Source organism: Selenomonas sp. FC4001 (assembly GCF_000701565.1).
GTDB classification, from domain to species: Bacteria; Bacillota; Negativicutes; order Selenomonadales; family Selenomonadaceae; genus Selenomonas_A; species Selenomonas_A ruminantium_B.
Map to the genome: position 1 here is coordinate 370,726 of NZ_KL370793.1, position 17,611 is coordinate 388,336.

Here is a 17,611-nt window from a genome sequence, read left to right on the forward strand (position 1 = left end):
TGAGCCCTCCACTTTTTATTTGCCTGTAAAGTTTTAGAATTTGAATTTCCGCAGGGAATTCTGCAAATCCTGCGCCAGATTTGCCAAGGCCGTGCTGGCATCGGCAATCTCAGCAGCGGAAGCAGACTGCTCTTCGGAAGCAGCGGAAACGCTTTCCATTTCCGAAGCCACCATACCGCCCTTCTGCAGAATACCGCTGGATTTTTCCTTGATATTCTGGGTATCCTGTTCCACGACATGCAGTTCCTTGGTCATTTCTTCAGCCTGTTTAGCAACTCCTAAAGCGGCATCGTAAATGCTCTTAAAGGTATCGCGAAGCTGTTCAACGGATGCAGTGCCTTCTTTCACTGCGGCACTGCCCTTTTGCATGGAGGAAACAGCCTCGGCGGTTTCCGACTGAATCCCGCTGATAAGACCGGTAATCTGCTTGGCTGCTTCCTGGGAAGCCTCTGCAAGCTTGCGGACTTCATCAGCAACTACGGCAAAGCCACGGCCATGTTCACCAGCACGGGCTGCTTCAATAGCTGCATTCAAGGCCAGCAGATTGGTCTGTTCGGCAATAGAAGAAATCGTCTCCACAATCTGGCCGATTTCCTGGGAACTCTGCCCCAGCTTATCGACGGTCTCGGCGGAGCTATTGACAATCTGCGCCACACTGTTAATCTGGTTAACGGCCAGTTTCACCGCATCATTGCCTTCCACTGCCGCCTTATTGCTGGTGTTGGCATGTTCCGAAACCATATTGGCGGTACGGCTCAGCCGCTCGATAGCCTGCACGGCATTCTCAATGGAATCCATGGCACCGGTGACATCTACCTGCTGTTCCGCTACAGCACCGGCTGCGTTGGTGACAGACTGTGCCACCTGTTCCGAAGCCTGTGCCGACTGCTGGGAGCTGGCCGTAAGTTCTTCGGAGGAAGCCGCCAGCTGTTCGGCAGTAGCACTGGTACTGCGCATGAGCTTATTCAAGGTCATACGCACTTCTGCAACTTTATCGGCCATTTCACCGAATTCATCACCACGGATAATCGTACGGGGATGGTCGCTGAAATCACCACCACGCAGACGTTCCAGGGAACGCATCATAGCCTGAACAGGGTTAACCATTTCGCGGGTAATCCACATGGCTACGGCAACCATAATAATCAGCCCCAGCAAAAGCTGAATAATCATATTGCGGATAGCAGCTTCCGTGTCCGCATCATTCTGCGTATTGAGTTCTTCCGCATGGCTGTTTTCCAGTTCCGTCATCTTATTGATATGCGGGCGCATCTGGTCCAGCAATTTGGCCCCTTCACGATTATAGAGCTCCCTGCCTTCTTGCAGCTGGCCGGCCTGACAAAGTTTTACCGCATCGTTCAGATTTTTTCGCAGCGCTGCCCAGGCACTTTTATACGATTCAAGTTCTTTCTTAATCGTGTCCGGCTTACCTGGTATAGCTTCATAGTTTTTGATTCCATCATCCACAAATTGCAGACCTTCCTGGAATTTCTTGTCTAAATTCTGCATGCGCTGTGGGTCATCCTTTACCGTAGTCATGATAATCATCATGCCCTGCGCATAGCGTGTACCATAGCGCATATCGCTAAGATAACCGATGGATTTGACCGAGCTGGAATACATCTCTTCCATATCGACCTGAGCTTTTTTCGCCGTGGAATAGCCCTGATAACCGATAACCAGCATACCGATTACGGCAAATGCTGCTAGTATCAGCATCTTATAGGCTACCCGCAGGTTTTTAATGAACCCCATTCTTTACCCACTCCTTTGAAGTAAAAATATAACCCGTAAAGTTAATAACTATATCTTTACGGGTTATATTCGTGAGCAAAGGAAATTTTCCTGCTATTATTCAGTTATTTTTCATCCAGAAGGTCTACAAGTTCGTCGTAGTCCTTCTTGAGCTTATAATATTCCTCTGCGATTTGCAAAGTGGTGAGCACGGCAATCTTGCGCTCATCAAAGCTGCGCACCGAGCGGGACATAGCTTTCATCTTCTTGTCCACTGCGGCCGCCAGCATCTTCATATGCTGCGGGTCGTCGGTTTTCAGCGGATAGCTGTTGCCGTAAATCTCTACCACCACGCGCTCAGCGGGGCGGTTGTTTTTTTCTTCTGCCATACGATCACCTGCTTATGCACGCAATTCGGCACCGAACTGTTTTTCCACGGCTTTGAGGATATTATTGAAGGCCGTATCGGCTTCCTCATCGGTCAGCGTCTTGTCCTTGGACTGGAACTGGAGGTTGAAGGCCAGACTCTTCTTGCCTTCGGCTACATGTTCGCCGGTGTACACGTCAAAGAGTGTTACGGACTTAAAGTGCTTGCCGCCGTTCTTCGTGATAACCTGTTCAATCTTGCCAGCTTCGGCATCCGTATCCACCACGATAGCCAAGTCGCGGGAAGTTGCCGGGAACTTGGGCAGGCTGTCGAAGTGGAAGTTCTTGGCCGTATACTTCATGAGCACTTCCACATCCATCTCAAAGAGATAAACCTTCTGCTTGATGCCGAAGTTTTCTGCAGCCTGCGGATGCAACTCACCCAGGGTAGCGATGACTTCACGGCCCTTCTTGAAGAGTGCGGTCTTGCCCGGATGCAGGGCGAAGTGCTCGCCGGCTTCCACGGTGTACTTGGAGATGGAGAGGCTGGCGAGCAGTTCTTCCACCAGACCCTTCATATCGTAGAAGTCAATCATGTCATTCGTCTGATTCCAGCCCACCGTATTGCGGCGGCCCGTCATCAGACCAACGAGTTTTACGACTTCTTCCGGCTGTTCCGTTACGGGCAGCTGTTTCGGGAAGAATACGGGAGCTACATCAAAGAGGCGCAAATCCATATTCTTGCGGGAGAAGTTGCGCACAGCGTTTTCCATGATGGAGGTCAAAAGGCTCGTGCGCACGAGCGGATAGTCGTCCGTCAGCGGGTTCATGATGGGCACAGCCTTGCGCAGTTCGCTGTCAGCCGGCACCAGCATCTTATCCAGCAAATCGGTATTGGTGAAGCTGAAGGACAGCTCCTCCGTCATACCAAGGCCGACAAGGATTTCCTTAATCTTGTCGATGAAGTCCTGACGCGGGCTCTGCTTGCCCTGCATTACAGCGCCCCAGGGCAGGGTCGGAGCGATGTTGTCAAAGCCGTAGATGCGGGAAACTTCCTCAGAGAGGTCTTCCATGCAGGTGCAGTCATTGCGCCAAGTGGGAACCTTAGCCACAAAGCCTTCGCCTTCCGTCCGTACGGCAAAGCCAAGACTCGTGAGGATTTCCATCATCTTGGCAGCACTGAGCTGCGTACCTAGACGGGCATTAATCTGCTCAGCCGTATAATGGATTTCCGTCTGCTCTTTCTGCTTCGGATATACATCTACCATGCCCTGCGTTACCGTGCAGGCACCCATTTCCTGCAGGAGCTGGCAGGCGCGGTCAAGCGCGCGGGGAATAGCCGTCACATCCACGCCGCGTTCAAAACGCCCCGAAGCCTCGGAATGCAGACCGCAGGCACGGGAAGTGCGGCGGATGCTGGCCCCGTTGAAGGAGGCCGCTTCAAGCACGATGGTCGTGGTCTTTTCCGTTACTTCGGATTCGAGGCCGCCCATTACACCGGCAAGACCAGCCGGCTTTTCGCTGTCAGCAATGACGAGTTCCGTCCCCTTGGCAATGCGGGAGCTGTCGTCCAAAGTATGGAGGTTTTCACCCTCTTTGGCCAGACGGGCCGTCAGGCTGTGGCCGGCGATTTCATCATAGTCATAGGCGTGCATGGGCTGGCCCAGTTCCACCATGACAAAGTTCGTCACATCAACCACATTGTTGATGGCACGGATACCAGCACCTTCAAGACGCTGCTGCATCCATTCCGGAGACGGGCCAACCTTGACGTTCTTAATTACGCGGGCAGCAAAACGGTCGCAGAGGTCGCTTTCAATGCCAATCTTAATCATATCGGCAGCCTTGGCTTCGTCATCTTCCTTAACCGTGATTTCCGGATAATGCGGTTCGTTGCCTGTGAGCACTGCAGCTTCACGCACAAGGCCGACAACACTGAAGCAATCGGCACGGTTAGCTGTCAATTCAAATTCGAGCACGACATCATCAAGGCCGAGCACATCTTTGGCGGGTACACCAACCGGCGTATCAGCAGGCAGGATGTAAATGCCGTTCTTTTCTTCTTCCGTCAGCTTGGTGAGGTCCATCTTGAGTTCTTCCGCGGAACACAGCATACCATTAGACGGCAGGCCGCGCAGCTTACCCTTCTTGATGTGCAGACCGTTGGGCAGATGCGCACCGACCATAGCCACCGGCACAACCTGACCTTCAGCCACATTCTGGGCACCCGTGATAATCTGAATGAGTTCCTTTTCGCCCACATTCATCTGGCAAATCTGCAGATGATCGGAATCCGGATGAGCTTCGAGCTTTTCGATACGGCCCGTCACGACTTTATCAAGGCCTTCGTCCGCGCGGATGACATTTTCCACGGGGACACCGGACATTGTGTATTTGTCGGCCAATTCTTCAGCCGTTTCGTTGAACTTTATATAATCGTTTAACCATTTAATGGAAACCTGCATATGTAACCCTCCCTAATCAGAACTGCTGCAAGAAACGCACGTCATTATCGTAGAACAGACGCAGGTCATCAATGCCGTAGGACAGCATAGCGATACGTTCCACGCCCAGACCGAAAGCAAAACCGCTGACCACCTTCGGGTCATAGCCGCTCATTTCCAGCACATGGGGATGCACCATGCCGGCGCCCAGGATTTCGAGCCAGCCCGTGCCCTTGCAGACCTTGCAGCCTTCACCATGACACATCACGCAGGAGATATCCACTTCGGCGGAAGGTTCCGTGAACGGGAAGAAGCTCGGACGGAAACGCACACCTACATTTTCGTTGAAAATCTGATGCAGGAAAAGTTCGAGTGTACCCTTGAGGTCAGCAAAGCTGATGCCCTTGTCGATAACAAGGCCTTCCACCTGCGTGAACATCGGCGAATGCGTCGCATCGTATTCGTCGCGGCGATAAACGCGGCCCGGCGCAATCATGCGAATCGGCTTGTTCGGCTCGTTAGACTGCATCGTGCGGGCCTGTACCGGCGACGTCTGGGAACGCATGAGGATTTCGTCCGTGATGTAGAAGGAATCCTGCATATCGCGTGCCGGATGATCTTTCGGCAGGTTCAGTGCTTCAAAGTTGAAGTAGTCGCGCTCGATTTCCGGGCCTTCTTCTACGCTGAAGCCCATATGTACGAAAATATCTTTAATACGCTGCATCGTCAGCGTCAGCGGATGCAGATGGCCCTGCGGCACATTGCGGCCCGGCAGAGTAACGTCAATCTTTTCACTGGCAAGTCTTGCGGAAAGTTCCTTGGCTTTAAGCTCACCAGCCTGCGCATTGATGGCCTCTTCCACTTCTGCTTTGGCTACGTTGACAATCTTGCCGACTTTCGGGCGTTCCTCAGCGGACAGGCTGCCCATGCCACGCAAAATGGCAGTGAACTCGCCCTTCTTGCCCAAATACTTCACACGGATATCGTTAAGCGCCGTCATATCGCTTGCGGCTTTGACTTCAGCTACGGCAGCTGCCTTCAGCTCCGAAATCTTTTCTTCCATTTATTTACCTCCTGCCTTATGAAAAGCAAACTATAAAAGCCCTCGCCCCCGCACAACATGTGCACGAGGGGCGAAGGCTGAATTTCGCGGTACCACCCTGATTTATCACTTGCATCTTCTTAACGCGAAGCACACGTCCGGCATTTCCTCCGAAAAGCTCCCAAGCGAACTTTCAAAATCCGGCATTATCTCCATCCCAGCAGCGGAGACTCTCTAAAAATGCCCGCGAAGTTTACTCTTCTTGTTCATCGCCACAATACATAGAATTGTAGCATAAAGGCAGCGGGAATGCAATGTTTTTCCCCGCAAATTTCAAAACCATACATCCGTCAGTTTTTCAATTTGTTCCATAGACCAAAACTCATTTTCCCAATGGAAATATTCGTCTTTTCTCTTCTTAAATATTCTAAATGGAGTATTGGTATTATCATAAACATGCAACACATCACAAACTTTTATCAGTTGAGGCAATAATGACAAGGCCCTTGTGTAGCGAGAAAAAATCTTTTCTCTTGGCACATCATGTCCACCATTTGCCACTCTTGTTTTTACCCTGGCCACATTAACCGCAGGATTTGCTGTAAGCACATATATACAGCGAATAAAAAAACCTTTTTCCTTAGCACGCTGTAGTAAGCGTAAATTTCTATCCGTAGAGAGCACTGTTTCAAAAGTAAATCCTTTTTTTAATGACACAAACTTTTCTCTTAATTCTTCCGCTTTTACAGCAGCCTCTAAATCGGTACACTGTGAAGCCCTCTTTATATCATCAGCATTTATATATGGTTCAATGACCTTCGCCAATTTCGTAATGGTACTCTTGCCGCTACCATTTGGCCCAGCAAAGACTATAATTTCCGGCAGTGGATTTTTTTCACTTTTCATATTCACGCCGTCCATCTGCATATTCTATATAAGGAAGTTGGCGCTCCATATCAAAGCCAGCTATAGGAACACCTTTTATTTTCTTTATCTCATTTTCGATTCGCACGGCCTCTACAAAACGACGGGTCATTTCTTCGTCCGTGATACCACACATTGAATCTAACTCGTTCATCAGTGCCATCTCCTCTCAGTATAGCTACATTACATCAATGAGTCCCTTTACTTCTATCATAGCATTTCTGCCGCTAAATTCAATATTTTTATGTACTGAGATCTAATATTCCACTTTGGACCTTTTCCCATTTACGGCTGTCTATTCTGTGAATTATCACAATTATAGCAAAATCCATGATCTATGTCTAATTCACTGACTCGGAAATATTGATAGCCCCTGCAATCTCTGTTATACTTATAGATTGGGACTATATAATAAAAAATCATATCCAAAAGGAGTTTGTTTTTAGATGTTATTAAATCGTAAATCCGTAGAACTGCTGGCACCTGCCGGCACCTGGGACGCCCTGGTGGCTGGTGTGGAATCCGGTGCTGATGCCTGCTACCTCGGCGGCAAGCATTTCAATATGCGCATGCACGAAGGGGACTTCAACTTTGATGATGAAATGCTCAAAAAGGCCATTGCCTACACCCATGAGCATGGCGTTAAGCTCTACATCACGCTCAACAACCTGATCAGTGACGAGGAAATTCCCGCTCTGCGTGAATACCTCACCTACCTCAACGAAATCCGTCCGGACGCTATCCTCGTGCAGGACTTTGCGGTACTTGAACTCATTCACGAAATGGGCATCAAGATTCCGGTGCACACCTCCGTTATGATGAATACCCATAACGAGCACGCTATCGAAAAACTCAAGGAATACGGCATTACCCGCGTCGTTGTCGGCCGCGAGATGACGCTCTCCGAGCTCTCCCTGTTCCGTGAACGCACGGGCATTGAAGTAGAATACTTCATGCACGGCGATATGTGCATCAGCGAAAGCGGCCAGTGCATTCATAGTGGCGTGGTCTTTGGCCAGAGCGGCAACCGTGGCCGCTGCCTGAAACCCTGCCGCTGGGCCTATCAGCTGATTGATGAAAAGACGGGCGAAGTGCTCGACCAGGACAGCGATGGTGCCTACAAGCTGGCGCTCAAGGATATGTGCATGTACCGCCATATTCCCCAACTCATTCAGGCTGGTGTGTTCTCCTTCAAAATCGAAGGCCGTATGCGCCCCGCTCCCTTTATCCGCCGCATTGTCAGCACCTACCGCAAGGCCATTGATGCCTATATCGCTGACCCCACGGGCTGGCAGCCGGATGAAGAAGGCTGGAAGAGCCTCTACGAGAACCGTGCCCGCGACTTTACGACCACCTTTGCCTTCGGTTCCCCGGATAAAAAGGACATCGGCTTTGACGGCACGCGTGAACCGCGCTTCTTCAGCGATGCAGTCAAGGAAGCCGGTTTCCAGGACGAAATTCTAAAGCAGGAACGCGATATTGACAAGTCAAATCCTGACCACCGCACATTAAGCGTCCGTGTCAACACCGTCGGTGCAGCCTGCGCCGTTATTGACAATGGTGCCGATATCGTCTATGTCGGTGGCGAAACCTTCCGCCCCAACAAGCCTTGGAGCCTCAAAGATTTTGCCGAAGTCATCGCCTACAACAAGGGCCGTGCCAAAATCATCATCAACACGCCGCGCACGACCATGCGCCGGGAATGTGGCGAACTGGAACAGTTCTTTACAGCTCTGAGACAGCGTGAACTCAAGGCCGACGGCATCATGGTCAGCAACCTTGGCTCGTTGAAGCTGGCCAAGCGCCTGACGGATTTACCGGTGCAAGCTGATGTTTCCTTCAACCTCTTCAACCATCTGGCCACCAAGTTCCTCAAGGAAAATGGCCTGACCATGGGTACAGCTTCCTACGAGCTCTCGTTTGAGCAGCTGCGCGAAATCGTCGAAAGCTCCGAGCTGCCCATCGAAGTTGTTGTCCACGGCTCCTATGAGTCCATGATTTGCGACCACAATATTCCGGGCATGAGCCTGCCGTTCTTCAACGAGCTCAACAATCCCGAAGTGCTTGACCGCCGTTATGCCCTGCTCGACAAGGCCGGTGAAAAGCATTCCCTGCGCGTTGACCAGTTTGGCCGCAACCATATCTACTTTGCCAAGGACCTCTGCCTCTATCCGTACCTTTCTAAGTTTAACGGCTTGGGCGCTTACCGCATTGAGGCGCAGGACTACGCACCGGAATTTGCCGGCATGGTCACCCGCATCTACCGCACGGCTTTGGATAATCTTGCGGCAGGCAAAGAGGCCTTCCACGCCGACGACCTCGAAACGCTCAAAAAAGGCCCGCGCGAATTGGGTCTTGGCACCTACCGTTTCCGCCGGAGCCGCAACTCCATCTAACCTATTTATTTTTTAGGAGAGGGAAATATGGAAAGCAAAAAATTTATCGGCCCTGAGGCCATTATCGAAAAGAAGAAAAAATACATCATGCCCTGCTTAGGTCATTTCTACAAGGAACCGGCTCAGATGGTCAAAGGTTCCATGCAGTACCTCTGGGACAGCACGGGCAAGAAATATCTGGATATGTACGCCGGCGTGTCCGTTATGAACTGCGGCCACTGCAATCCGGAAATCCTTGAAAAAATGAAAGCCCAGATAGATGAGTTGCAACATGTCTGCAACATCTATCTCACGGAAAACTTCGTAAACCTCGCCGAAAAACTCGCTGAGGTTACACCAGGCGACCTTCAGAAGTCCTTCTTCTGCTCCACGGGCTCCGAAGCCACGGAAGGTGCCCTCCTGTTGGCTTCCGTCTACACGGGCAACAGCGAAATCATTGCTCTGCGCCACGGCCTGCATGGCCGTACCAAGCTCGGCATGAGCGTAACGGGCCTTACTATGTGGCGCACCGACCCCAATCCCGTTGGCGGCATTCACTTTGCTCCCAACCCGAACTGCTACCGCTGCCCCATGAATAAGAAGTTCCCGGAATGCGATTACGCCTGCGCCAATGCCATTGAGGATTTGATTAAATCCTCAACCTCTGGCCACCCCGGCGCCTTTATCGCCGAAACCATTCAGGGCAATGCCGGCTGCGTAGTGCCGCCCAAGGGCTACTTCAAGCGCGTCAAAGAAATCCTTGACCAGTACAACACCCTGCTGATTATCGATGAAGTGCAGACAGGCTTTGCCCGCAGCGGCAAGATGTTTGCCATTGAAAATTACGATGTCGTGCCCGATATCATGTGCATGGCAAAAGCCCTAGGCAACGGCGCACCAATTTCCGCCTTTATCTCCACGGCCAAGATTGCTGACACCTACACCCGTCCCGGTGCTTCGACGCTCGGCGGCAACCCGGTATCCTCCACGACGGCCATGGCAGTTCTCAACTATATCGAAGAACACCAGCTTATGGAAAATGCTCAGGCACGCGGTGAGCAACTTAGAAGCGGCCTGCGTGAGCTCCAAAAGAAACATCCCGTTATCGGCGATGTACGCGGCCTCGGCCTGATGGATGGCGCAGAATTCATCCATGCGGACGGCAACCCGGCACCGGAAATTCTTGATGATGTACTCGAAGTCCTCAAAGACCGCGGCTTTATCATCGGCAAGAACGGCGTAGACCGCAACGTCATGGCCTTCCAGCCGCCTTTGGTGATTACGGAAGAAAATGTCAACGACGTACTGAACGCCCTGGACATGGTCTTAACCGAAAAGAATCTCTAAAGCAATAAAACAACAAAGCCCGCCCCGCGGGGTATATCTTCCTGCAGCGTTTGACAAGCTTGCGCGCAAGAAAGATATCCCCCGCGGGGCGGGCGGTTTACTATACAGCACTATTTAACTGGTGTATTGATTTCTTTGACGATTTTTGCCTCTTCGCGGCCCAGACACCAACCCAAGGTCTTGATTTCCGAATACAGCATCACGCGCTGTTCCCGGTTGTCCACCTGCGCCTGCATCAAATCCTGGTACTGGCTGATGGCCTGATTGTAGCGGGCCAGTATGGCCTGCACCGTTCTGGGCTTTTCCGGACGCTGTTCCTTGTGGCGGCGGATCAAATCTTCAGCAGCATTTACCGTTTCGTTGTCCGTGATAATCATAGCGGTCTTCCTTTCTGCAAATATCTTCTTAAAGAAGCATATTCGCCCTTTATCGGGAAAATCCTCTATTGACCATGAACCGCCGTCAAAAACCTTTAGCCCTCGGCACCGAAAGCTGCTTCAACAGGAGGCGGTCCTCCCTGCGGGCCACCATGCTGGCCGCCCTTTTTGAAATCCGGACGCAGTTTGCTCGCGTCTACGCCCAATTTCTTGGCGATATCGCTCCAGCGGTTGTTAATTTTCTTCATATCCAGAACCGCCTGCAAATCCTTGCCGCTGAGTTTGGCAATCTTGGCAGCCATGCTGATATCCTGAGCCCGATAGCCGTTGTTAAGAAGCGCCAAAGCCTTAGCCTTGTCAATATCGCCCCACTTAGCCATACGGTCAGCCGTCATCTCGTTCATCTGCTTGCGGAACTGCTCCGGCGTAACCCCCAGAGCTTTGCCCACATCCGGCCAGCGCTTGTCTGCCGTCTTCATGGCCAGCACATCCTTAAAGGATTTGCCGGAAATCTTGGACAGCATCGCCGCCTGGCCGATGTCCTGGAAATCCCGCTTGTTATTGACGGCCTCTTTCACCTCTGCTTCGCTGACACCAAAAGCCTCATGCAATCTTTTGGCCACATCGTCAGCATTCATGTTCATCATGGGATGCTGGCCGCCCTTATGCCCCTGCATCATATGCGGAGGATTTTGGCGTTCGCCACCCTTGGCCACCGTCTCCGCTGCCTGAGCCTGACCGCTCAGCAGACCAAAGCCCGTACCAACCATCAGAGCGCCAGCCACAATACCAGCTAACATTTTCTTACGCATAATATATACCTCCATTCAACATTAGAACCTATTTCGTTATCCTGCTTATACTATATCGCATGATTCTTATAGTTGCTTTAGATTACCATTAATTTTTCGTAAAAAATCGCTGAAATTAAGCTGAAATAATGCTGATGATAAATATATTTTATTTTCTTTGCGAAAAAAAGAGGAAAAATCGCCGCACATGTAGTATTATATGTTATGTGATAATTATGGAAAGAGGTGTATTCGATGACAGATCAGGAAATCGAGAAACTCGTTCAGGATAAACTCAACGAGGCTTATCAGGCAGAGGAACATCCCAAGAAGTTCTTCGTCACGGAAAACGGACGCGGTGTTTGCGATGGCGGCGACCTTTACAACGCTCTCCTCGGCGACATGATGCGCATTTCCCAGAAAGCTCTGACGGAAATTCTCAAGGAAGCACTGAAGAAATAAGCAAAAAATTCCCGGCAACAGATGGTTGCCGGGAATTTTTCTTTTTCTTCACATCGTTATCTGCAGACAGGCAAAGAGCAGCAGACCAATGCCCGCCCCCACAATAGAACCGTTCATGCGTATCCAGAGCAAATCCGGTTCGACCTTGTCATAGACCAGATGATTGAGCTGCTCATCGGTGAGCCGTGAGAGTACATCGGTGACGATAACCCCCACCAGGGTCTGGGCATGCAGAGCGGAACGCCCCAGCAGGTCGAAGAGGAAGCTATCCACAGTCTCGTGGAGCAGCTCATCATTTTCCACCAGATACAGCATACGCCTGTATTCTTCACGAATAAGTTCCTCCAGCCGGGAACGCAGGGCCGGCAGGTGCTCTGCCAGCGGGTCCACATCCCGCGCCTTATCCTCCAGAAAGTGCAGGCGCAGATGGTCAAACATCTCCACCACTGCCGTTTCCAAAGGCAAATCCTTGAGCAGGCTGTCCTTTAATTCATGTGTCAGCTGATGGAACTGCGGCTCCCGATTGAGCTCTGCCGCCTTTTCGTAGAAGAGGGCCAGCATCTCCTGCTGCAAGGGAGAATCCTGTGTGCCCAGCTCGTCCAGCATGGCCAGCAGCTGCCGTTGAATCAGTTCGGCAGCCTCCTCGTAGTTAATCAAATCCACAGCCTGAGCAAAGCCAGCCAGCAGCTGCGCAAAGACATTCTCGCCGGTCTTTTCCTCCTCATAGGCTTCAAGCAGGGCCTTGATTTGCTGGCGGGCGGCAGCCGTAGAGGCCTGTGCGCGCCAATAAGCAGCTATCCGCTGGACAAACTCCTTATCCTTGCCAGTCTTCTGCAGCCATTTTCCCCAGAGAGCAAAGAAATCCTCCGGCTCGACTTTCGCCAGAGCTTCCCGCATCTTCGAAGCGATAACGCCAGCCTGCGCTTTGGACTGCTGCATCAGAAAATCCCGTACATAATCCACGAGCTGGCCAATCAGCCGGGCTTCGTTAGCCGGTTCCCTTAGCCAACCCAACAGCATGGGCATAATATGCAGCCGCTCCAAATGGCGGAAAATCTTGCGCTTGGAGAAAAACTCCTTCTGCACCAGCGTAACAGATGCTTTGATAAAGGCATCCCGCCGCCGGGGCAGAATCGCCGTGTGATAGGGAAAGCCCAACGGCTTGCGGAATAAAGCCGTCACGGCGAACCAGTCAGCAATGCCCCCGACCAAAGCCGCCTCGCTGGCAAAGAGCAGCGCGTCACTAACCAGACTGTAAGGATAACGCAGATGGAGATACAACGCCAGCAGGAACAGTCCAAAGACAATCAGCAGGGTTTTATCCGCCTTGTTTAAGCCACGCTTCACAGGCCCCACATCCTTTCTGTCAGGGTAATGAGCACATAGAGGCCCATGCCCACCAGTGCCCCCACTACCGAGCCATTGATACGAATCATCTGCAGATCATCCTGTACCTTGTCCTCCACAAAAGTCACCAGTTCATCATCCGAGAATTCGTCCAGCCGCTCGCGGATAATGCCCGGAATCAGCCCATGATGCTTGGTCAATTCATCCCGCAGGAAGTCCTTGACGGAGCGGTCAAATTTTGCCTGCCACTGCGCCGAGCCGATAAACTTATCGATGAGGCCGTCCACATAAGCCTGCACATGTGGCAGCCAAAAGGGATTTTCCCCCTTGATATTCTCTTCGAGCCAACGGGCTATCATGCTGGTCAAATCCACCTGCTCCAAGAGCTTTTCCTTCTTGTCCCGCAGCAAATCCCGCAGCCGTTCATCCTGACTGAGGCTGTAGAGCATGGTCACAAGCCCGGTATGCAAATCACTGCCTGCCGTCACGCCATGCTGCTGAAGCTGGGCGAGTCTTGCCTTGACCCGCGTCACGAGCATGGTGAGAATCTTTTCATCCGTCAACCCCATGGAAGCCAATACAAAGGCCCGGCCTGCCGAATCCTTCTCATAGCTTTCCCGCAGCACGCGGATATGAGCCAGCAAGGCCTGCCGCAGGGCAGGCGAGTCAATGACCTGACCACTGATGGCGGCCAGGCTGTTCACCAACTGCTCCGTATGCTCCTTTTTCGTCAGGAGGTGCAGGATTTCCGGCAAAATATCCTCAAAGGCAAAGGAACTCAGCCCCTGATGAATCGCAGGCGCCAATTCCTCAGCTATGCGGCAGGAGTCCAAATCGTTAACGGCCTTCAACAGCACACCTCTTACCACCTGATGAACCCGCTCCCGGCCCCCACGATGGATAAAGTATTCTGCCAGCAACTGGGCAGTATTCTGTTTTTCCAGCACACTCATAATATTTTCCGTGCTCAGCAGGTCTTCACTGGCATAGACCACAAGGGCTTCCATGATACGGCTGCGGTTGCGCCGCAGGATGTCCGTACGATAGGCAATGCCCAAGGGCTTACGAAAAATGGCGGTCACGGCAAACCAATCTGCCAGACCGCCAATCGTTGCCGCCAAAAAGCCATGATGCACCATGCCGGCCACAAAACTCTCCGGCAGGGCAAAGGTGCCCAGAAAACCTGCCGCACTGAGCCCTAAGGCCAGATTGGCTTTATTTTTTTTCTGCATGTCAATTCATTTTCCCTATAAGTTCCTTCAGATAGGACTGGAAGCTTGCCCCCAAGTCCTCCCGGCGCAAGGCAAATTCCACCGTGGCTTTCAAAAAGCCCAGCTTATCCCCCACATCATAGCGCTGACCTTCAAAATCATAGGCGTAGACCGCATCCTGACGAGCCAACACCTTCAAGGCATCCGTAAGCTGAATCTCGCCGCCCTTGCCCGGCTGGGTCTTCTCCAGAATATCAAAAATCTGGGGCTTGATGATATAGCGGCCCAATACGGCCATCCGGCTGGGCGCTTCTTCCAAGGCCGGCTTTTCCACCATGTCCGCTACGCGCATCAGACGGCTGTTATCCGTCTGCGTGCCCGCTACGATACCATAAGCCGAAACCTTTTCCTGGGGCACATTCTGGCAGCCCAACACCGAACCGCCGGTAGCTTCGTAAATATCAATGAGCTGTGCCAGCGCCGGCTTAGCAGGATTGTAAACCACATCATCACCCAGCAGCACCGCAAAGGGCTCATTTCCCATAAAGGAGCGGGCACAGAGAATGGCATCCCCCAGCCCCCGCATATAGCGCTGACGGATGTAATGGATATTGATGTCCGCCGTTTCTCTCACGATTGCCAGCAAATCCTCCTTGCCCTTTTCCTGCAAAGCCATCTCCAATGCCGGAGCACTGTCGAAATGGTCCTCGATGGCGCGCTTACCATGACCGCTGATAATCAGAATATCTTCAATGCCGCTGGCCTTGGCCTCCTCCACGATGTATTGGATGGTCGGCTTATCTACAATCGGCAGCATCTCCTTAGGCGTTGCCTTGGTAGCGGGCAAAAATCTCGTCCCGTAACCTGCTGCCGGAATTACGGCCTTTTTGATCTTCTGCATTGCTAAATCCCCTTACTACATAAATTTCCTTAATTATAAATATTATACACAAATTTGCGAATTCCTGCTACATCTCCATGAGAAAGGGAGCATAACAGCAAAGAACGCAACAGTAAAAAGCAAATCTAATCCCGCACCGATTATCGTCTTTGTCAGAAACTGCCGGATATTATCCAATGCATAGAACTTCATCATGATATTGCCTATCCGCCGCCGCTGAAAAAAATCCAATGGCAACTGCAAAATCTGTCGCATTAGGCGTGTCCCCAATAACAACTCAATCTTGCTCACCATATGTGCAAACAAAATACGCTTACTGCTATCCATAAAGAACTGAAACAGGATGACCACCAGAAGCCCCAGAGCCAGTACATCCAAAGTCACCACTCCCTTATTGACCAGTACCTTATCAAAGATAACCTGTGTCACCACGGGCATGACAATCGCCAATAGCTGAAATATCCCTGCCGCCACCACCACTTCCAGAAAATACCGTTTATAGTAGAAAATCGTACTCATAACCCAGCGTAAGTTTTGATTATGAAGAAATTGCATATTACCTTTCATCACTCCTCAAAAAACGTATAAACCTATCGCACAAAAACACAACATAACTAATGTATTTACACCGACTACGATTCTCATAAATTTCTTTTTCCCCACATTCTGTTCCCGCCTGCTTTGCATCACAACAAAAGCATTAAGCCCCATCATCATAACAAAAATACTGCCTATACTAGATAAATAATATACATCATCGGAATACTGTCCTACGGTCACCGGAATAAAACATGCAATTGCAAAGGTCAGCATCAGTACAATACATTCCTGATGTTGCTTTTTCCAATAATAATAGACCGCTAAAAGGATACAAACTGTTCCCATAACCACTAATAACATATCGCTATCTCCCATGGAGCGATTCAATAATTTTCCCAGCGATAGACCAATCATACAAATAATAAATGATTTATAATTAATTTTCATTTTTTAACCCCGCCTTTTCCTTGAATTGATTTGTCTTTTGGTCAATTATAAAACCTGCAACAATACCTCCCACTATTCCAACAGGCAACGATGCGGGTGCCAGTATAGCACCAACGACTATACCAGCAGCCGCGCCCGCCAAGTCTATACCTACAGCTTCTGCCTTTTGTACAGCTGTAAAATTCTCATTTGTTACATCATCATAAGTATCTGCTGCAGCAAATGTCAGCCCCACGACACTTGTTTTCGCTACCGTTTTTGAACTCTTTAAGCCATAAGCTACACCTTCCGCTACTGTATTTATGTTTGCTTTTGCAAAAGGCGTAACCGTCTCCGATGTAAATATATGTTGACTGGATATTGCAATATCTGCTACATTGGTAAAAGTATTCTTTTCCCAGGCATTAGAAATGTCACGTAAATTTTGAAATCTTTCCTCGGCATTTTTCCGTCCCACTTCGTAGTTAGCATAATTCTCTTCCTGCTCGTGGGAGTAATCATCATCTACGTAAGCAGAAAGTTCTACCAATATCTTCTATTCATATCATAGCGCAGTTTTTTTAGAAGAAATTAAGGGTCTTATTAAAATTTGATTAAATACTTTTAACTTCCATTGAAATATATACAAGTCTAAAGATAGCAGAAAAAGGCCGGCAGACGAATCTGCCGACCTTTATACTGCTTATAAAACTCTTAAATTAGAGGTTTTCTTTAGCAACAGCAACGAGCTGAGCGAAAGCCTTCTCATCGGAGATGGCGAGGTCTGCCAGCATCTTGCGGTTAACTTCAACGCCAGCCTTGGTCAGGCCGCAAACGAGACGGCTGTAGGAAATGCCGTTTACACGTGCAGCAGCGTTGATACGAGCAATCCAGAGACGACGGAAGTTGCCCTTCTTCGCACGACGGTCACGACGAGCGTAGTAGAGAGCCTTCATTACGGTCTCGTTAGCTTTCTTAAACTGTTTGCTCTTGGAACCTTTGTAACCCTTAGCGAGTTTCAGGATTTTCTTATGACGTCTATGTGCAGTCACGCCTACTTTTACTCTTGGCATGGTTTCATCCTCCTAAAAAATCAAATTAAACGATAAAATTACGGTTTAGCTTATGCGTAGGGAAGCATGTTCTTTACGCGGCCGAAATCAGCAGCGGTAACGAGAGCTGCCTTGCGCAGGTTGCGCTTGCGCTTCGGAGACTTCTTCTCCAGAATGTGGCTCTTGAAAGCCTTGTTACGTTTGAATTCACCACTACCAGTTGCGGTAAAGCGTTTAGCTGCTGCTCTGCGAGTCTTAATCTTTGGCATTAC

At 50.4% G+C, this 17,611-nt stretch carries 19 protein-coding genes and 1 other annotated feature; of the genes, 3 read left to right on the forward strand and 16 right to left on the reverse strand.

All coding sequences use genetic code 11. The features are described 5' to 3' along the window. Positions 1-33: 33 nt before the first annotated feature. The 6 genes from T320_RS11500 to T320_RS11525 form a co-directional block, all read right to left on the reverse strand. Positions 34-1,755, reverse strand: a complete 1,722-nt coding sequence (locus T320_RS11500) for a methyl-accepting chemotaxis protein (protein WP_037355936.1) — start codon at positions 1,753-1,755, stop codon at positions 34-36. Between the two features lie 104 nt (positions 1,756-1,859). Beyond that, entirely contained in the window at positions 1,860-2,123 is a 264-nt protein-coding gene (locus T320_RS11505; protein ID WP_026761138.1) for a cell division protein ZapA, read from the reverse strand. Positions 2,124-2,135: 12 nt separating this feature from the next. After that, entirely contained in the window at positions 2,136-4,565 is a 2,430-nt protein-coding gene (gene pheT, locus T320_RS11510) for a phenylalanine--tRNA ligase subunit beta (RefSeq protein WP_037355939.1), read from the reverse strand. 16 nt (positions 4,566-4,581) lie between these two features. Further along, positions 4,582-5,607, reverse strand: a complete 1,026-nt coding sequence (gene pheS / locus T320_RS11515) for a phenylalanine--tRNA ligase subunit alpha (RefSeq protein ID WP_037355947.1) — start codon at positions 5,605-5,607, stop codon at positions 4,582-4,584. Between the two features lie 63 nt (positions 5,608-5,670). Then, positions 5,671-5,865, reverse strand: a binding site (T-box leader). 54 nt (positions 5,866-5,919) lie between these two features. After that, on the reverse strand, positions 5,920-6,492 hold the full coding sequence (locus T320_RS11520; RefSeq protein ID WP_037355955.1) for a zeta toxin family protein: 573 nt from the start codon (positions 6,490-6,492) through the stop codon (positions 5,920-5,922). Beyond that, complete coding sequence (locus tag T320_RS11525) at positions 6,482-6,664, reverse strand: hypothetical protein (protein WP_231465898.1); 183 nt, start codon at positions 6,662-6,664, stop codon at positions 6,482-6,484. Before T320_RS11525 ends, T320_RS11520 begins: the two co-directional genes overlap by 11 nt. A 292-nt stretch (positions 6,665-6,956) precedes the next feature. Between T320_RS11525 and T320_RS11530 the strand changes: the two genes are divergently transcribed. Together T320_RS11530 and T320_RS11535 are read left to right on the forward strand one after the other, a co-directional pair. Further along, on the forward strand, positions 6,957-8,906 hold the full coding sequence (locus tag T320_RS11530; RefSeq protein ID WP_037355961.1) for a peptidase U32 family protein: 1,950 nt from the start codon (positions 6,957-6,959) through the stop codon (positions 8,904-8,906). A 27-nt stretch (positions 8,907-8,933) separates the two neighbouring features. Next, complete coding sequence (locus T320_RS11535; protein WP_037355964.1) at positions 8,934-10,232, forward strand: aspartate aminotransferase family protein; 1,299 nt, start codon at positions 8,934-8,936, stop codon at positions 10,230-10,232. Positions 10,233-10,342: 110 nt separating this feature from the next. Here the strand turns inward: T320_RS11535 and T320_RS11540 are convergent, their stop codons facing one another. Together T320_RS11540 and T320_RS11545 are read right to left on the reverse strand one after the other, a co-directional pair. Next, positions 10,343-10,609, reverse strand: a complete 267-nt coding sequence (locus tag T320_RS11540; RefSeq protein WP_051598614.1) for a hypothetical protein — start codon at positions 10,607-10,609, stop codon at positions 10,343-10,345. A gap of 95 nt (positions 10,610-10,704) precedes the next feature. Beyond that, the gene (locus T320_RS11545; protein ID WP_051608747.1) at positions 10,705-11,421 is read right to left on the reverse strand and encodes a hypothetical protein; all 717 of its coding nucleotides are present in this window, start codon (positions 11,419-11,421) and stop codon (positions 10,705-10,707) included. A gap of 234 nt (positions 11,422-11,655) precedes the next feature. On the opposite strand from T320_RS11545, the gene T320_RS11550 reads away from it, so the two are divergent. Continuing rightward, positions 11,656-11,862 carry a hypothetical protein gene (locus T320_RS11550; protein ID WP_026761146.1) on the forward strand — a complete coding sequence of 69 codons (207 nt, stop codon included), beginning with the start codon at positions 11,656-11,658 and terminating at the stop codon, positions 11,860-11,862. A 48-nt stretch (positions 11,863-11,910) separates the two neighbouring features. Here T320_RS11550 and T320_RS11555 read toward each other — a convergent pair whose 3' ends face one another. The 8 genes from T320_RS11555 to rpmI all read right to left on the reverse strand — a co-directional run bounded on the left by T320_RS11555 (position 11,911) and on the right by rpmI (position 17,608). After that, positions 11,911-13,209 carry a DUF445 domain-containing protein gene (locus T320_RS11555; protein ID WP_037355967.1) on the reverse strand — a complete coding sequence of 433 codons (1,299 nt, stop codon included), beginning with the start codon at positions 13,207-13,209 and terminating at the stop codon, positions 11,911-11,913. Next, entirely contained in the window at positions 13,206-14,441 is a 1,236-nt protein-coding gene (locus tag T320_RS11560) for a DUF445 family protein (protein ID WP_037355970.1), read from the reverse strand. The genes T320_RS11555 and T320_RS11560 overlap by 4 nt, the downstream gene beginning before the upstream one ends. 1 nt (position 14,442) lies before the next feature. Beyond that, entirely contained in the window at positions 14,443-15,321 is an 879-nt protein-coding gene (galU, locus tag T320_RS11565; protein ID WP_037355974.1) for a UTP--glucose-1-phosphate uridylyltransferase GalU, read from the reverse strand. Positions 15,322-15,363: 42 nt separating this feature from the next. Then, on the reverse strand, positions 15,364-15,840 hold the full coding sequence (locus T320_RS11570) for an ABC transporter transmembrane domain-containing protein (RefSeq protein ID WP_197019429.1): 477 nt from the start codon (positions 15,838-15,840) through the stop codon (positions 15,364-15,366). Positions 15,841-15,894: 54 nt separating this feature from the next. Then, on the reverse strand, positions 15,895-16,308 hold the full coding sequence (locus tag T320_RS11575) for a hypothetical protein (protein WP_037355985.1): 414 nt from the start codon (positions 16,306-16,308) through the stop codon (positions 15,895-15,897). After that, positions 16,298-16,837, reverse strand: a complete 540-nt coding sequence (locus tag T320_RS11580) for a hypothetical protein (RefSeq protein WP_037355989.1) — start codon at positions 16,835-16,837, stop codon at positions 16,298-16,300. Before T320_RS11580 ends, T320_RS11575 begins: the two co-directional genes overlap by 11 nt. A 169-nt stretch (positions 16,838-17,006) precedes the next feature. Next, on the reverse strand, positions 17,007-17,360 hold the full coding sequence (gene rplT, locus T320_RS11585; protein WP_014424100.1) for a 50S ribosomal protein L20: 354 nt from the start codon (positions 17,358-17,360) through the stop codon (positions 17,007-17,009). Between the two features lie 50 nt (positions 17,361-17,410). Further along, positions 17,411-17,608, reverse strand: coding sequence for a 50S ribosomal protein L35 (rpmI, locus tag T320_RS11590; protein ID WP_026761150.1), 198 nt, complete (start codon positions 17,606-17,608; stop codon positions 17,411-17,413). Positions 17,609-17,611 lie beyond the last annotated feature (3 nt).

Coding starts and splice junctions, on each gene's coding strand:
- pheT (WP_037355939.1), bottom strand. CDS start 4,565: ATGCAGGTTTCCATTAAATGGTTAAACGATTATATAAAGTTCAACGAA.
- T320_RS11500 (WP_037355936.1), bottom strand. CDS start 1,755: ATGGGGTTCATTAAAAACCTGCGGGTAGCCTATAAGATGCTGATACTA.
- T320_RS11525 (WP_231465898.1), bottom strand. CDS start 6,664: ATGAACGAGTTAGATTCAATGTGTGGTATCACGGACGAAGAAATGACC.
- T320_RS11575 (WP_037355985.1), bottom strand. CDS start 16,308: ATGAAAATTAATTATAAATCATTTATTATTTGTATGATTGGTCTATCG.
- T320_RS11570 (WP_197019429.1), bottom strand. CDS start 15,840: ATGAGTACGATTTTCTACTATAAACGGTATTTTCTGGAAGTGGTGGTG.
- galU (WP_037355974.1), bottom strand. CDS start 15,321: ATGCAGAAGATCAAAAAGGCCGTAATTCCGGCAGCAGGTTACGGGACG.
- pheS (WP_037355947.1), bottom strand. CDS start 5,607: ATGGAAGAAAAGATTTCGGAGCTGAAGGCAGCTGCCGTAGCTGAAGTC.
- rplT (WP_014424100.1), bottom strand. CDS start 17,360: ATGCCAAGAGTAAAAGTAGGCGTGACTGCACATAGACGTCATAAGAAA.
- T320_RS11560 (WP_037355970.1), bottom strand. CDS start 14,441: ATGCAGAAAAAAAATAAAGCCAATCTGGCCTTAGGGCTCAGTGCGGCA.
- T320_RS11535 (WP_037355964.1), top strand. CDS start 8,934: ATGGAAAGCAAAAAATTTATCGGCCCTGAGGCCATTATCGAAAAGAAG.
- rpmI (WP_026761150.1), bottom strand. CDS start 17,608: ATGCCAAAGATTAAGACTCGCAGAGCAGCAGCTAAACGCTTTACCGCA.
- T320_RS11505 (WP_026761138.1), bottom strand. CDS start 2,123: ATGGCAGAAGAAAAAAACAACCGCCCCGCTGAGCGCGTGGTGGTAGAG.
- T320_RS11540 (WP_051598614.1), bottom strand. CDS start 10,609: ATGATTATCACGGACAACGAAACGGTAAATGCTGCTGAAGATTTGATC.
- T320_RS11545 (WP_051608747.1), bottom strand. CDS start 11,421: ATGCGTAAGAAAATGTTAGCTGGTATTGTGGCTGGCGCTCTGATGGTT.
- T320_RS11520 (WP_037355955.1), bottom strand. CDS start 6,492: ATGAAAAGTGAAAAAAATCCACTGCCGGAAATTATAGTCTTTGCTGGG.
- T320_RS11550 (WP_026761146.1), top strand. CDS start 11,656: ATGACAGATCAGGAAATCGAGAAACTCGTTCAGGATAAACTCAACGAG.
- T320_RS11530 (WP_037355961.1), top strand. CDS start 6,957: ATGTTATTAAATCGTAAATCCGTAGAACTGCTGGCACCTGCCGGCACC.